Raw genomic sequence first — 15283 nt, 5'->3', positions numbered from 1 at the left:
CGCGCCAGTACGACCCCCGGGCGAGATAGTGGGCTTCATCTTCCCCAGTTGGGTGCATATCCTTACCTCGACCTCGGCACATAGTATTATCATTCAACACTAGATAAAGATTGCGCGCTTCATCCCACGACTGAAGTCGTGGGCTTTCGCGCTGTATTTCTGTAATCGTCCTGCTGCTCACGCGCCCGGCCGTATTCTGGGATGGTCAGCTCGAACCCGTCCATCGTGCCGACTGATGACTTCACCTCGATCCACGTTTCAGCGTTATCGGTCGGCTGAACATCCGTCAAGAGATCGCTCCCCCCCTCGGCTATCGTCAGGTCAGCACCGTCGATCAGAATGTCTGCCCCAAGGTTGGCATCCCGAATATGGAGGACGCGAACGGCTCCTTCGGGCCCCTCTATTTCGACTCCGGGCACGGCCACGCCATACCGATTGACGGAGGCCCGTGATTGCGAGTCGAGATCGTCGGACTCGCGCGCATACTCAGCGAGTTCCAGAAACGTTGGATCCCAGCACCACGATACGGAAGCCTGCTCATCGCCGAGTGCAGTCCGAAGCTCGTCGACCAGCGAGGTGAGTACGAACTCCTCACCACACAGTCCGACCGCCGGGGCAGTTCGGCCGCCACCCCCTCCCCCACCTTCAGCGCCTCGTCGGGACGTGCTTCTCCTGCCCTCGGAGTGATCCTTCGAAGCGGGTCGGTTTTCAAATGCAGTCCGACTATCGACCGCAGACGGCGCAACCTCAGACTCGAAAGTGGATATGTTAGGGTCAGTATTTCGAGCCCCGCCGCGGGAATCGCCCGGTTTCTGCGCTCGGGATCGTGGTTCGAAATCGTCAGACCCGGAAACCGGTGTCGACTGTCCACCAGAGGAACCACCTCAGTTTGGCAATCCAGCGGAAATGCCGGTACTCGTCGTCGATGAGGTGTCTGTCGTTTCGGACGCTTCCGATGCTGGCTCCGAACCCGAGTCCGACTCGGTGCCAGGGTCCATCCCCTCAGCTGGTGTCTGCGACGCAGACTCATCGAACTCCACGACAGAGGGCGCTTCCGGGTCGGCTTTGTCCGGCTCTGTGGTGGCCGCCCCATCCGACTCGGGGCCCCCTCGTCCGGTGACCAATCTGTCACCGCTTCCTCTTCAGCAGTCGTTTCAGAGTCCTCGGTTGACGGTTCGGGATACGGAACGTGATTGATGTCGTGGTCGTCGAGATAAGCCTCGAGAAGGTCTGGTTCGGTACCGACTGCGCCCGATAGCAGCGATCCCAGTTCGTCTCGTTGCTCCGGGGGGAGCTGCAGTTCGTCTCCGAGCTTCGCTGCCAGGTCGTAGTACGATTCGATCCGTTCCGCCCGGAGTATCAGCCCATTAGCGTGATCTACGTAGGACTGCAACGGGAGGCGCTCGGATATCTTCTGCTCGTTCAGCGAATAGAACCCCTGAAGCTCGGTATGGTGCTCGAGGTGGTATCCGCTAAGCGCAGCAAGGTCGCCCAGTTCGTCATCTCGACTCTCTTCACACGCCCGTAAATGATTTCACTGATCGGGATTGGAGTTCCCTCGCTGCCGCGTTGACTTTCGAATTCGAGGGGCTAACTGAAATGAACGTCGTCGAGACAGACGATGGTGTCCGTCACAAGCGTGTATTGCTTAGATTCGAGTCACTCCTCCGAAGCGACCCAGAATCGTCTTCGAACTGATTGATTCCAATTACTGAGAGGAATCTCAGACTATCGAGAGAATGTGGAGTGAAACACATCGATAGAGGTGTGTGGTGTTCTCAATGCGTGAGAATATGTGAATGAGAGGGATAATCAGCTTGTTATGAATAACTCGGGAAAAATTTCCTCGTAGCGTTTGAAATCATATAGGCCCCCATATACGCCTTCTTAGGCACTAGTATGGCGATTTTCATCCCGATAGAGGTGTGTGGATGCTTAGAGTGGAGAGTGAAATCCGATTTCGTAGCGAGTGAAAGAAACACATCGATAGAGGGGTCCCCGTCAGGTACAGACCCTCACGTCTCGTTACGGAGCTGTGATTTGACGACGGTCGCCACCTCATCTGCAGAGATCATATCGATACGCGAGTCTTCGCGAAGCGTTTCGAGGATCGTCTCGGGACGCTCTCCGAACTGGAACTCGAGGAACATTCCCGAACTCGGGCCGTGGCTCCGGCGTTCGAAATCGACGAGCGAGTACGTCGTCATCTCCTTCATCTTGTTGACGTAGGTCTCCTGGTGGTACTGCTCGGCGTCAATCGCGTCCGTGAGGAACTGATAGACTCGGTACCCGGTCGTACTGCGAGCGGACTCGTCGTCCGTCTCGGAAGCGACTGCTGCCGTCGCGTAGAGACAGAGCTTCTTTTGTGTACTGATACCACGAACGACCTCGAGCACTCGGTTTTTCTCGACTTTGTCCTGAGCTTCGCGGACGTGTTCTTCACGGACGTGCTCGTCGCCCTCTCGTTCTGCGAGCTCACCAGCGACACGCATGAGGTCTATCGCTTTCCGAGCATCGCCATGCGTCTGAGCTGCGAAAGCTGCCGCCAACGGAATGACATCCTCATCGAGAACGTCTTCGAAGAACGCGTCCTGGCGTCGACGAAGGATCGACTGCAGCTGGTTCGCATCGTAGTCGTCGAAATGGACGTCTTCAGGTGTAAACGAGCTCAAGGCTCGACTTCCCACGGACTCCATCATTTTCGTATCGTTGGAGATCGCGACGACGGAGACGTGTGCAGTAAGTTCGTTGTTCGCACCTGCTCGGGACAACTGGTAGAGCAATCGAGAAAACGCCGGCTCCTGCTTGTCTCGTCGACCGACGAGCATGTCCAGTTCGTCGAGGACGAACACCGCTGAATCGAAGTTCTCGTTGACGATACGATAGAGTTCGTCCCACTTTTCTTTGGTCGCCACGCCGTGTTTCGGAACCTCCACCTCGACGAGAGCTTCGTCTGCGGCGCGACTCGCCAGTTCGTAGACTGCAACGCCGAGGGTATCGAGATCCTGGCAATTGACTTCGATCGTCCCGAACCGGATATCCCGCGTCTCACAGATTTCGCTGATATTCTTGCAGACGGCCTTGGTGATGAGCGATTTGCCGGTCCCTGACGGACCATAGAGGAAGAGATTCGGGGGACGGTTGTCACCGAGAGCGACGCGGAGCATCTTGGTCACTTCCTGGAGCTGCTCGTCGCGACCGACGATTCGATCTTCTTCGACGATATGATTCGGATCGAGAAGGGACCGATCACGAATCAGCCCTTCCTGCTGATCGAATTCCAGCAACATATCCTCGATCGATTGAGACTCACCGTCCGCCTTCGATTCGCTCGAGGATGGAGAAGGGTCGGACTCGGTAGAATCAGACGAGGGAAGAGCCTGCTCCGTCGTATCATCCTTCGATGTCCCCGCCTCGTCCCGAGGATCCTCGAAGTCGTCCATACGATGGTCCATACAGTGTGGTAAGAAAAGTGTTGCCACCTCTATCGATGTGTATTTCACAGATTGAGTGGATGGTTTGCATCGATTCCACTCGATTGAGATGGGGAGATGACGATTATCCGAAGGCGAGCGACGATGTGTTATGATTCAGAACGATGGTCACACAGACACCCCTCTATCGATGTGTTTGCTTCCTCGAGGGGGAGGGGGTGTGATTGATCGGGGAAATCACGGGAAAGGTGCGATACTGCCAGATATCACGGCAAGAGCCGTTCTACCAACTGATAACTTGAGTCATATACCTTCTCTTCTTCTAGCTTTCTAGAACGAACACTCACACACCCCTCTATCGAAGTGTTCAATGTGTTCTGAACTGCACTTATTCTGTTGCTCTCAGACGCTCTTGATTCGGTCCTTCTCTTACTACCCCATCTCTCTACTAATCCATCTCTTAGGCGATCACTGCCCAGAATTCTCTCTACTCCAATCGAAATCTCCGTTCTCTCGTCTCTGTTCCTCCTATACCCACAGATAGAACACATCGATAGAGGGGTGTCTGTGTTGTGTGGATACGTCCACTTTCTTTGGGCTCAATCAGAATCACTGATTCGGAGAAAATATCTCGATAATCTCCGGACTCCCGATCGACACATCGATAGAGGTGTCTCTCCTCGCAAATCCTCAGTATTCGTCGTTACTGTTTCTCGCTCAAGCACGGCCTTCTCAAAACAGTCTTTCCTCGATCCACTAACTCGGCCTCGAGGATCGATGAGTATCAGTGGAGTCTGTTTGAATCTCTCAATTCTCGATATGCAAGTGATCTATGCCGACGAACACATCGATAAAGGGGTGTCTCAGAACAATCCAATACAAAATAACGAGTCGATTGCACCTCCCTACTCGTCCGGATTGACTGGACCCTTGTACTTCGATTTGATTTTGTCACCGTCTCGCCACTGCCAGTAGTAGTAGCGGTTGTCGTTGATTTCCTTGGTCGTGATCGTTGCCTTTCCCGGAACATCGTCTGGGAGATCTTCAGGGCGTTCTTCGATCGCCTCTTCGTCGCTCTCCTCTGCAAGCCGAGCCTCGCGCTCGCGATACTCGGCGAGTTCTTCAGCATACTGTGCGACTTGCTGGAGGAGCTTGGGTGAGTAGTCGTCGAGTGTGTCGACGACGTCAGTGGGAAGTTCCGTCGGAGGCGTCGGTGACTCGTAGGACATGGAAATCGGCCAGTATTAACCAACACGGATGCCAAGAGCATAGTTTTGTTGGTTAAGACGAGTTCAGACCTTGTGCCTGTCAGTTCCAGGAGGTCGTTCTGAATCAACCTAGTCATCGCGAGGAGGAGCCACTGGTGAATACACTTTTCCGAACTCTTCACTCTACAAGACCTATGGATCAAGACCGTGCTGAAGGAGTCCTCCTTGGACTCGCCTGTGGTGATGCACTCGGTCGTCCGGTGGAATTCAAAAGCACTGACCGGATCGCAGCTGAGTACGGAACGCTCACTGAAATGGTCGGCAACGGCACGTGGGGACAACCGGCTGGGACGATCACTGACGATACGGAGCAGGCGCTCTGTATCGCTCGTAGTCTCGCCGAACACGACGCATTCGAACCCGCCGATGTCGCCGATCGGTTCGTACAGTGGTACGACAGCGGACCCTTCGACATCGGGAATATGACGCGTCGCTCACTCGAGCAACTGAAGCGAGGTCGCGCCTGGGACGAGGCAGGCCGCCAAGTCTGGGAGACGAGTTCCGAAGGCAGCAACGCCGGCAACGGCAGCGTGATGCGATGTCCGCCGCTTTCGACTGCGTACCACGAGGATCGAGAGACACTCACCCGAGTGAGCCGTCAGTCCTCAGTGATCACCCACGCCGATCCCCGCTGTACATACGGGTGTGCCGTCCTGAACCTCACAATCGCAGGGCTCCTGAACGACGAATCGGAGCCACTCTCGAGCGCACTCGATGCGATCCGAGCGAAAGCTCCCGACGAATTGATTTCGGCGCTCGAGCCGATTGCCAATGGCGACCGACCCGAAACACTGCAGACGTCGGGATACGTCGTGCACACGCTCCAGACGGCACTCGCTGACGCACTCACGGCCGACAGCGCTGAGAGCGCGATTGTTACCGCGGTCAACCGCGGCGGGGATGCCGACACTATCGGTGCGGTCGCCGGCGCCATCGCCGGAGCACGATTCGGTGCAGGTGAGCTTCCGGTGGGCTGGCTGTCATCGATCGACGAACGCGACGAACTGACACAGCTCGCATCACGACTCCAGGAGTAGCACAAGCGGTACTCTTCCATTCAGTGACGGAACCGATACAGCATTGACTAATCGAGACGGGAATGAAATCCGACTTTATTTCCCGCAGTCACCAGTTCTTTCGAGGAGAACGAACTTCCAGTCTATTAACCAACACTGTGGGAAGTCTATGCACCTGTTGGTTAAGACAAAATAACCCGATGAGGGTAGATGAGAATCGATCTGTTTCCGCCGGTTGACAGCTGCCAGCGCCCGGATCCAAAAGCCGAGGGGGAAACTAGCTCGAACCCGATATACCCGTTAATAGTCGCCGAGAACGCCGAGCCGTCTCGCCCGGCGAGTCGCATACTGAAAGACGGCATATCCAAACACGAAGTATCCAGCGGCAGTTCCGAACAGAAGCGCTATTTCAGCGAGTTCGAATTCCCAGAGTCGCAGCCCGTCGATCATTGCACGTTGGAGCAGTGCACTCCCGTGTGCGAGTGGAAGCAGTTTCATCCACCCGAGGTCGAACGCAGGTGCAGAAATGAGCACGATGAACCCGAACTGGAGGAGGTTGAGCCAGTTGCCGATCTGCTTGTAGAGAACGGTAACGCCACCGGCTGCGAGCCCGAGTCCGAGGACCGAAACGATGCTGAGCGTCGCGATGACGACGATCGTGAAGAGATGCAACTCGAGCGTCGTGTCAGTGAGCACGATCATCACCGCCAGAATTATCGTGGACGTAATGAACGTTCGGACGATCTTTGCAACGCCTTTCAACAGCGCGACTGGAGCGAACCCGAACGGCGACATCACGTGGCGCTCGAGGGTCCCCCACTGCACTTCGCTCCCGATATCGTTCGAGATGGAGGAGTACGCACCCACCGACAGCGTCCACAGGAAGTAGCCGACGATGATCCCCTCGATCGAATCGGTGAGCGCTTGCCCGGCGATCATCTGGCCGCCGTAGAAGAGCACGCCGAAAAAGAAAAGCGAGATGATAATACCACCGACGGCGTTGGCGGGATAGCGAACGAAGATCAGATATTCGCGATAGAGAACAGCGCGTGCGAGGTGATAATATCCGGCTTTCCGCGGTGTGACGTCTGTATCCTGCTGGTGCGAACTCATCGGTCCCTCCGTTCGGACGTCAGGTCGACGAACACGTCCTCGAGGTCCGGCTCGACCGTTCGTACGCGCTCGAGCGTTACATCTTCGCTACGGAGCCGGCCCAGTAAATCGTAGAGACCGTCGCTGTCTGTCGTTACCTCGATTTGGGTGCCGTAGTTGCCTGACTCGGTACGAATCGTGTCGAACCGATTTTGGAGAGTCGAAACGATGGTCTCATCGAGATCACGACTCGTGATACGAATACAGTGTCGATCAGACCGGTGAAGAAGCGCATCCACAGTATCGTCTGCGATAATCTCTCCATCGGACATGATGAGAACGCGGTCACACACCGTTTCGACGACGTCCATATCGTGACTGCTGAGAATGACGGTCAGGGCTTCCTCCTCGACGAGACGCCGTAACTCCCGTTGGAGCGTTCGTGAGCTCTCGATATCCAATCCCAGGGTCGGCTCGTCGAGAAAGACGACCTCTGCTCCCCCAGCGAGGACGCTGGCCAGCGATACTTTCTGCTTCATCCCGCGAGATAGTTCGCGGACGGGGACGTCCGCTTTCTCTGCGAGTCCCAACTGCGTTAGAAGTCGTTCGTGGCGGTCACTCACAGAGTCCGGATCGACACCGCTGATCGTGGCGAAATATCGGAGGTTCTCTCGGACGGTCAACCGCCAGTAATCGTTCCGCGCCCCCTCGAGCATCGCATCGACGGACGCGTACGCTTCGCGCGGCCGATCGTAGAGGTCGACACCCTGGATCCGGACGGTCCCCGAATCCGGCAGAACCATCCCGAGGATCGACTTGATGAGCGTTGTCTTCCCCGCACCGTTTGGCCCTAACAACCCTACTATGGACCCGGTTTCGATGTCGAAGGAGACATCGTTCACGGCGGTGACCGCCTCCGCCCCTTCACCGAACCGCTTACTCAGGCCGGTAACGGAAACAGCGATATCGGGACTATCCACAGTCGAAGTGTTGACTCTGGTCGTGTCTTTGTCAACGGTTTCCGCATCCTCAAAGGAGGCCACCTCCGCTACCGACAAGCGACTTGGATATTTTTCACCTAGCTGATCATTCAACGAGCCACCAGCGACTTCGTCACTTCGAGACCTACTGTTCTCTCGCGCGGTCACAATAGTGATTTTAGTGTGCCAGCTACAAAAACACGACCCCGCCGCTGTACTTGATTTCCAGCGGCTACGATAGCAGTGACGACACCTGTATACGGGAGCAAAACAGAACGGACGTGATTCTGAGATCCGCGTATCTTCAGGAGGCAAGTGGTGGGGCCAATCGAGAACGAGTTCGGATTCGAGAAACAATTGGCATCAAGAAGGAAGGCTATTAGCCTCGACGTTGAACTCCTGTGGTATGGGTTCACACAATACTGGCGCCGCCCGTGATCCGGCTGGGGAGCGACCGATGTCGGTCGAAGACATCCGGGAGTCGTACGCGGAGTGTGCTTCCTGGATTGACAGACTCGATTGGCTCGAACGCCGGCTAACTGGCCGCTATCGACGGCGGCTGTTCGGTGATGTCGAGGGACGAGTACTCGATGTCGCCTGCGGGACGGGAACGAATTTCCCGTATCTGCCCTCCACCGTCGACCTAGTCGGGATCGATATCAGTCCGGAGATGTTGGCGACGGCGCGAGACCGGCTCGAGGAGCTCGAGGTCGATGGCACGGTCGAGGAGATGAACGCACAAGCGCTCGATTTCCCCGACGACAGTTTTGATACGGTAATTTCGTCGCTGTCCACCTGCACGTTTCCGGATCCAGTGGCGGCACTCGAGGAGATGGATCGAGTGTGCAAACCTGGTGGGCGGATCTTGCTGTTCGAGCACGGACGAAGTGACGTCGGGCCGGTGGCGCGGTTTCAGGACTGGTCTGCGGATGCACAGTACGCTTCGGCTGGCTGTCGGTGGAACCAGGAGCCGTTAGAGCTCGTTTTGAGCGTCGGATTGCCAGTTCGTGCAGCCAGTACCCACTTCTTGGGGATCTTCACGCTCATCGAGGCCCGTCCGTCACGGGATTCGTTGGTCGATGCTGTTCGTGCTCATCTTCCGAATACTCGTTGATGCCGGCTGTGTCGCTCAGATATTGCACCGCTGTGATCTGTGGCCAGTTTGACCCAATCGGGAAGCGTGCCGCGAAATACCTCTTCAGAGCGGGGAAGCTGTCAAGCAGCCGAAAGTGTGAGCGAGAACGTCGATCCATCGCCGGGTTCGGAGTCAACCCAGATCTCGCCGCCGTGTCGCTCGATGATTCGCTGACAGAGTGCGAGCCCGATGCCAGTTCCCTCGTGTTCCTCGCGACTATGGAGCCGTTGGAACACTTCGAAAATCCGACCCTGATCGTCCGGATCGATCCCGATTCCCTCGTCGTGCACTGAGATGACCCATTTCGATCCGCGTGGCTTGGCAGAGATTTGTATCTGTGGTGGCTCTTCGCCACTGTACTCGATCGCGTTGCTGATCAAATTCTGGAAGACCTGCTGGAGCTGGCTATCGTCGCCGCGGACACGGGGAAGCGATTCCGATGCGATCTCCGCGTGAGTCTCTTCGATCTGTATCTCGAGATTCTCGAGCGTATGGTCGAGAACATCGTCCAAATCGATCGGTTCGAACGGGTCGCCCTCCGTTTCGACTCGGGAATACTGCAGTAATCCGTCGATCATGTCACGCATCCGTTCCGCGCCGTCGACGGCGAATTCGATGAACTCTTCCGCGTCTTCGTCGAGTTCGTCACTGTAGCGGCTCTCGACGAGTTGGAGGTAACTGGTAATCATCCGGAGCGGTTCCTGGAGGTCGTGTGAGGCGGCGTACGCGAAGTGCTCGAGGCGTTCGTTCGACTCCTCGAGCTTGCGCTCGTACTCTCGGCGATCGGTGATATCGCGACCGATTCCAGCGAGCACTCGCTTCCCGTCGGGGTCCTCGAGCGTCGACGCGACGAACTCGTACGGAATATGTCCGCCATCTTTGGTGCGTATTTCCGCTTCGACCTGAGTGGCCCCGGTTTGGAAACCGTCTTCAATAGCGGCCACAATCGCTTCGCGGTCGGCTTCGCCGAAGAATTCCGGGGCATGCATCGACCCTATCTCTCCGTCCGAGAACCCCGTTACGTCGCCGAGACTCTCGTTCCACCGCTGCAGCTCACCGTCCTCGTTGAGGAGGTAAAAGATATCGTCGATGGCGTCCAGAATATCGTCGGTGTACTCTTTGTACCGTTTGAGGTGCCGTTCCCGTTCACGGAGCTTCTGTTCGCGTTCTTTTCGTTCGGTGATGTCCCGAACGACACCGATTTCCTCTCTACCAGTATCGGTTTGCAACGTCGCGAAGGTCCCCTCGGCGGGGACGTGATCTCCTGCTGCCGTGTGGATTTCCGCCTCTATAGTCGCGGATCCCGGTTCGTCGTCGCCAAGTGATAGTCTCTCCTTCGATTGGTCGACCGTACTCTCGTCGACGACGAGCGATGCGTGTGCACCGACGAGTTCGTCTCGATTGTAGCCGGTCAGCTCCGCGTACGCGTCGTTGACCATCGTGAAGTACCCGTCCTCGTCTTTGACGTAGATACCGTCGTTGATGGTCTCGACGATGGTTTCGTACTTCGCCAGTTCTTGTTCGTGCGCTACCCGTTCGGTCACGTCGTGAAAGTAAATCGACAGCCCCGAGTCGGAGGGATAGACGTTGAACTCGAACCAGGCGTCGAGATCGTCCTCGTACACTTCGAAGCTGACTGACTCCTGTGTCTCCATCGCCGTCTGGAACTCGTCCCAGTAGACCCCCTCCGTCGCATCGGGGAACACGTCCCACAGTTCACGACCGAGCAACTGCTCTCTGGACTGGGGTAGGATCTCGGCGGCCTGATCGTTGAGATGGGTGAATCGCCATTCTCTATCGAGCGCGTAGAACGCGTCGGATATCCGATCCAGAATCTCGCTCAACTCGGTTTCGAGCTCCGACTTTCGCTGTTCGAGTTGCCGTTCACGCTCTTTGAGTTCCGTAATATCCTTCGCAGCTGTGACGACGCGCTCGATCGACCCGTCGGAACCGAACAGCGGTGCGGCGTTCACGCGGAACCGTATCTGATCCCCGCTCGGCGGATCGATCGTGAGTTCCTCCTCGAACACGGGGTTCCCGGTCTCCAGAACACGAGCCGCTGGCAGTTCGTCCGAGGCAAGCGGCTCACCGGTCTCGTCGTAGGTTTCCCATTCGGTAGCGTCGTCGGGCCCGCTGATTAACTCCTGTTCCGAGAGGCCGAGGGCGTCTTGGGCCCGCCGATTCGCCATCACCGTTTCCCCGTCCGCGTCCTGTACTGCGATGGCGACTGGCGCTGTTCGCAACAGCTGTTCGGTCTGGTCGTGCTGCCGTCGCAGCTGCTGTTCGCGTTCTCGCCGTTCGGTGATATCGTCGACGGACACGACGACTCTCGGTTCGCCAGTAGCCTCGTCTTCGAGTGGCGCGGCATTGAGCGAGAGCCACCGACGACCGATTTCCGGGAGCTCGACCTGACACCGATAGTCGTACACGGGTTCGCCGGTGTCGGCGACTCGCATCCACGGCCACTCCTCGGTCGGAATGGAGACACCTTCGTCGTCGTAGATTTCCCACGAGTCGACACTGAAGTCGGAGAGTTCCGATTTCGAAGCTCCGATCCGATCGAGCATGCGCCGGTTTGCACGGACGAACTCGCCGTCGGCGGTCAGCACGCAGATACCGATTGGGATGGTCTCGAAGACCTGTTCGGTCAGATCGCGTTCCTGCCGCAGTTGCTGTTCGTACACTCGCCGCTCAGCCATGTCTCGAGTGACCTTCGTGAATCCCCGGAGCGTCCCGTCTTCGTCCTGAATCGCGGTTATCGTGACGCTCGCCCAGAATCGGGTCCCGTCGTCACGGACGCGCCAGCCCTCGTCCTCGACGCGGCCTGCTTCCGCCGCGATTTCGAGGTTCTGTTCGGGGACTCCCTCGGCGATATCGGAATCGGTATAGAACGTCGAAAAGTGTTCGCCGACGATTTCGTCTTCCCGATAGCCCTTGATCCGTTCCGCTCCCTCGTTCCAACTGCTAACGACGCCGTCCGGATCGAGCATGAAGATCGCGTAGTCAGTGACGGCGCTCACGAAAGACGCGAACTCCGCTTTGCTAGACTCCGTAGTCGGTTCCCCGGATTCGGGATACCACCAGACTCGCGTCGCATCGCCGACCAGCCTCGTCTGTAGGTCACTGCTCTCAGCGAACTCTGCCAGACACTGTCGTGCAGTCTGCAGTGGACAGTCGAGATTCGCCGCAACCTCATCGGCGGTGACCGGCATCGATGGCTGCTCGAACCGTGTAAAAACACCCCGAACGTCCTCTCGAGTAATGTCCGGAGTTGAACCGGGGGATCCCATAGACACGTATCTAGGTCTGGTTCTCATAAACGCTTGCCGTTCAGAACGGCTCTCAAAGCAGCTCGGGCTTGAAAAGTGGCACAATAGGCGCTCAAAGTGAACGTACCTCTTCTCAGTACTGGTGGCACTATCGCAAGTACTGACGCGGCAAGCGGCTCGAGGCCCACGCGGACGGGAGCGGACCTCCTCGAAGTCGTTATCGAACTCGAATCCAGTGCGACTCTCGGCTGAAGACGTCGCGCAAGTACCGAGTTTCGAAGAGACGCCGAGACGCTCGAGGTGGTCGGTGACCGGATGTTGATTCGAAAAGCGGACGATAACCCGGTGTAGTTCTACGACACGGACGAGAGTGTCCCGAACATATCTCCGAGGGCTACGCGGTCGATTTTTCCAGTCGCAGTCCGGGGAATGTCGTCAACGAACTCGATTTGTTCCGGAACCTCGTGTTCTCCGAGGCGAGCCCTGCAAACCTCACGGATCCGTGCCTCCGAGACATTGCTGTTACGCGTGACGATGGCCGTAATAACCGCTCCCTGACGATCGTCGAGGACATCGATGATCGCTGCTCCGGTGACGCCGTCGACCTCGTAGAGGACCTCTTCGATTTCGCGCGGGAAGACGTTTGCACAGCCGACGGTGAACATGTCCCCGCGCCGACCGACGACGAAGAGGTGGCCGTCATCGTCGAGATATCCGATGTCTCCCGAACGAAACCACCGCGTTCCGTCTCGCTCGACGAACGCTTCGGTGTCGCGTTGCTGTCGTTCGAATCCGGGCGTTACCGTGTCGCCCCGCCAGAGCAGCTCACCGCGCTCTCCACGGTCGACTCGCTGGCCCGTGTCGATGTCTTCGATTCGAAGGTCGACGACTTCACGAGCGGGTGGACCGACGCTGCCGGGCTTTCGAACGTCTGTGTCTGGCCGATTGAACGCAGCCAGCGGTGTCGTCTCAGTCATTCCGTATCCCTCGAGGACTGTCGCGTCGAGCACTGCCTCAGCATCGTCGAGTTGTCCCGTCGGCATCGGTGCTCCGCCGACGACGACCCGCTCCAGTGACGAGAAATCGTAGTCTTCGACATCGTCATCGGCGATCAGATCGCGCACCATGTTCGGCGTGAGGAACGTGTAGGTAACGTCTCGAGCCTCGATGGTCTCTGCTACGGAAACGGGGTCCCACTCGGGCAGGAGAAAGTTTTCTGCCCCGGCGAGTAGCAGTGGCGTAGTCGTGACGTTGAGACCGGTAACGTGGAAACACTGACTCACTGTCAATCCGATATCGTCCCGCGTCAGGCGGTGATAGCTACGGATCCCCCGTGCATTGGCGATTATGTTGCCGTGCGTGTGGCGGACGCCTTTCGGTCGTCCGGTCGTGCCGCTACTGTAGACGACCGCTGCCGTCTCGTCGCTCCGTCGTGGACACACGGTGTACGTATCTGCCGCCTCCTCGAGCAGCGTTCGAAAATCGTGACCGATACTCCCATCGATGGTTATCGCCGTTTCCACGTCGGCTGCGACCGATTCGAGCGTCTCGTCGGTCACGAGCACCGAACTGTCACTGGTCTCGAGCACGTAGCGGACCTGTTCGTCGTTGAATCGCGTATTGACGGGTACCGGGACGGCGCCGTGCTTCATCGAACCGAGATACGCGGTCAGGAACGGAATCTGATTCCGGAGACAGATAGCGACGCGCTCGCCGGGTTCCACACCGCGCGCCGCTAAGAGGTTCGCCGCCGCGTTGGACGCCGCCGATAGCTCGGCGTACGTTATCCGTCGCTCCGGGTCGCCTACTGCCCACGAGTCCGGTGTTTCCCTCGCGGCGTGATCGATGACGTTCCCGAAGTTCATACGCGGACGAATCACCTGCTGGACTATCCCGTTTTTTGAGGTGAAATAACATGTCGGATTCGGAGACCGAATCAGATCGAGCCGATTGCTTCCGGAGTTCGCCTTCTGGGGTGTTGGTGTAATCGAGCCCCCGTGCCATAATGTGGGACAGTATCGCCGCTGAAGTCAGTGATTGCGGCGGCGTGGTAGGTTCCACTCGAGACCGAGTCGTGCGAAGGGCTGCCGGAGTGTTACTCGGGACCGGCGAAGACGATATCTGCCCTGATGTCGTCGGCACTCTCCGTGATGAGGTCGGGAAGGCTTTCGTCGAGCGCCTCCCGCATCTCGTTGCCGGCGCCGTACGCGGCTACTGCCCCGTAAACGCACTTCTCGGTCACGATGGGTGCGGCGACACCGACCATCCCGCTGATGAGCTCTCCCCGATCGATGGCGTATCCCTGATCCCGTATCGTCGCCATCTCAGACCGGAGGTCGTCCTCGTCGGTCACGGTCAGTTCCGTCCGGGCCGTCAGGTCCTGTCGTTCGACGATCTGCGTGATCCGTTCGGGGGGCAGGTGTGCGAGTATCGCCTTCCCCGGGGCATTAGTGTAAAGTGGTGCACGCATCGGATACGCCTGCTGAGTGGCACGTGTGCCCTCGTCGGGGACCCACTGCGTGGACTGAATCACTGCTGCATCTCCGTTCTCTTCAATGACGAGCTGGCAGTATCGTCCCGACTTCTCGGCGAGCGATTCGACGGTGTCGCGCCCGTGCTGGAACACGGTCCGGGTGTTCCGTGATTCCTGCCCAACGTGGAGGTATTGAGCACCGAGCCGGTAGGATCCCTCCTCTTCGACCAAGTACCCCAGCGTCGCGAGCGTTCGGAGATGGTTGTGCACAGTGCTCTTCGGGAGCGACAATGCGTCTGCGAGTTCCGTCGCCCCCGCTCGACCGCGCTCGCGTAGCTCGTCGACGATCGCGTACGACCGTTTGATCGAGTTTATTGGAACTACCAGGTCCTCGTCCATGGACGGTCGTCGACGGCGACCCTCTTCAATCTGTTCGATAATATGGGACAAAGGCGGGTTCTGATCTAATAACAACGGTTCGGAATAAATGGCAGTGTCTAGTTAGGCCAGCTTGAGAAGTGAGCAGGTCGTAGAGTTTGTTTGGGACAATGCTCGCAGACCTGCTCAGCGAGTGCTACGCGACGGAATTTGATGAATCTTGGGAGCGTGAGCGGAC

The 15283-nt window shown here is 57.6% G+C and carries 9 protein-coding genes and 1 pseudogene; 3 read left to right on the top strand and 7 right to left on the bottom strand.

The window, feature by feature from the left end:
- Positions 1-2015: 2015 nt before the first annotated feature.
- Entirely contained in the window at positions 2016-3443 is a 1428-nt protein-coding gene (locus NDI89_RS19635; RefSeq protein WP_277524084.1) for an orc1/cdc6 family replication initiation protein, read from the bottom strand.
- Positions 3444-4339: 896 nt separating this feature from the next.
- The gene (locus NDI89_RS19630; protein WP_277524082.1) at positions 4340-4663 is read right to left on the bottom strand and encodes a DUF6788 family protein; all 324 of its coding nucleotides are present in this window, start codon (positions 4661-4663) and stop codon (positions 4340-4342) included.
- Between the two features lie 173 nt (positions 4664-4836).
- Here NDI89_RS19630 and NDI89_RS19625 point away from each other — a divergent pair, with 173 nt between their 5' ends.
- Positions 4837-5739, top strand: coding sequence for an ADP-ribosylglycohydrolase family protein (locus NDI89_RS19625; RefSeq protein ID WP_277524081.1), 903 nt, complete (start codon positions 4837-4839; stop codon positions 5737-5739).
- A gap of 279 nt (positions 5740-6018) precedes the next feature.
- Here NDI89_RS19625 and NDI89_RS19620 read toward each other — a convergent pair whose 3' ends face one another.
- Both NDI89_RS19620 and NDI89_RS19615 read right to left on the bottom strand, forming a co-directional pair.
- A complete protein-coding gene (locus NDI89_RS19620; RefSeq protein WP_277524078.1) occupies positions 6019-6831 on the bottom strand; it encodes an ABC transporter permease in 813 nt (270 codons plus the stop codon).
- Positions 6828-7853, bottom strand: a complete 1026-nt coding sequence (locus tag NDI89_RS19615; RefSeq protein WP_425607769.1) for an ABC transporter ATP-binding protein — start codon at positions 7851-7853, stop codon at positions 6828-6830. Before NDI89_RS19615 ends, NDI89_RS19620 begins: the two co-directional genes overlap by 4 nt.
- Positions 7854-8196: 343 nt before the next feature.
- Between NDI89_RS19615 and NDI89_RS19610 the strand changes: the two genes are divergently transcribed.
- Positions 8197-8904: a class I SAM-dependent methyltransferase gene (locus NDI89_RS19610; protein ID WP_277524076.1), complete on the top strand. Its 708-nt coding sequence runs from the start codon at positions 8197-8199 to the stop codon at positions 8902-8904.
- A 101-nt stretch (positions 8905-9005) separates the two neighbouring features.
- Here the strand turns inward: NDI89_RS19610 and NDI89_RS19605 are convergent, their stop codons facing one another.
- The 3 genes from NDI89_RS19605 to NDI89_RS19595 form a co-directional block, all read right to left on the bottom strand.
- Positions 9006-12215 (bottom strand): PAS domain-containing sensor histidine kinase, encoded by a 3210-nt coding sequence (locus tag NDI89_RS19605; protein ID WP_277524074.1) that lies wholly within the window; start codon positions 12213-12215, stop codon positions 9006-9008.
- Between the two features lie 332 nt (positions 12216-12547).
- A complete protein-coding gene (locus NDI89_RS19600; protein ID WP_277524071.1) occupies positions 12548-14059 on the bottom strand; it encodes a class I adenylate-forming enzyme family protein in 1512 nt (503 codons plus the stop codon).
- A 230-nt stretch (positions 14060-14289) separates the two neighbouring features.
- The gene (locus tag NDI89_RS19595; protein WP_277524069.1) at positions 14290-15066 is read right to left on the bottom strand and encodes an IclR family transcriptional regulator; all 777 of its coding nucleotides are present in this window, start codon (positions 15064-15066) and stop codon (positions 14290-14292) included.
- Between the two features lie 149 nt (positions 15067-15215).
- Between NDI89_RS19595 and NDI89_RS24085 the strand changes: the two are divergent.
- Positions 15216-15283: pseudogene (locus tag NDI89_RS24085) on the top strand (IS6 family transposase); the annotation flags it as partial.

It is taken from the genome of Natrinema salsiterrestre (genome assembly GCF_029502005.1).
Taxonomy (GTDB): domain Archaea; phylum Halobacteriota; class Halobacteria; order Halobacteriales; family Natrialbaceae; genus Natrinema; species Natrinema salsiterrestre.
This window is presented reverse-complemented; position numbering and strand designations above follow the sequence as displayed.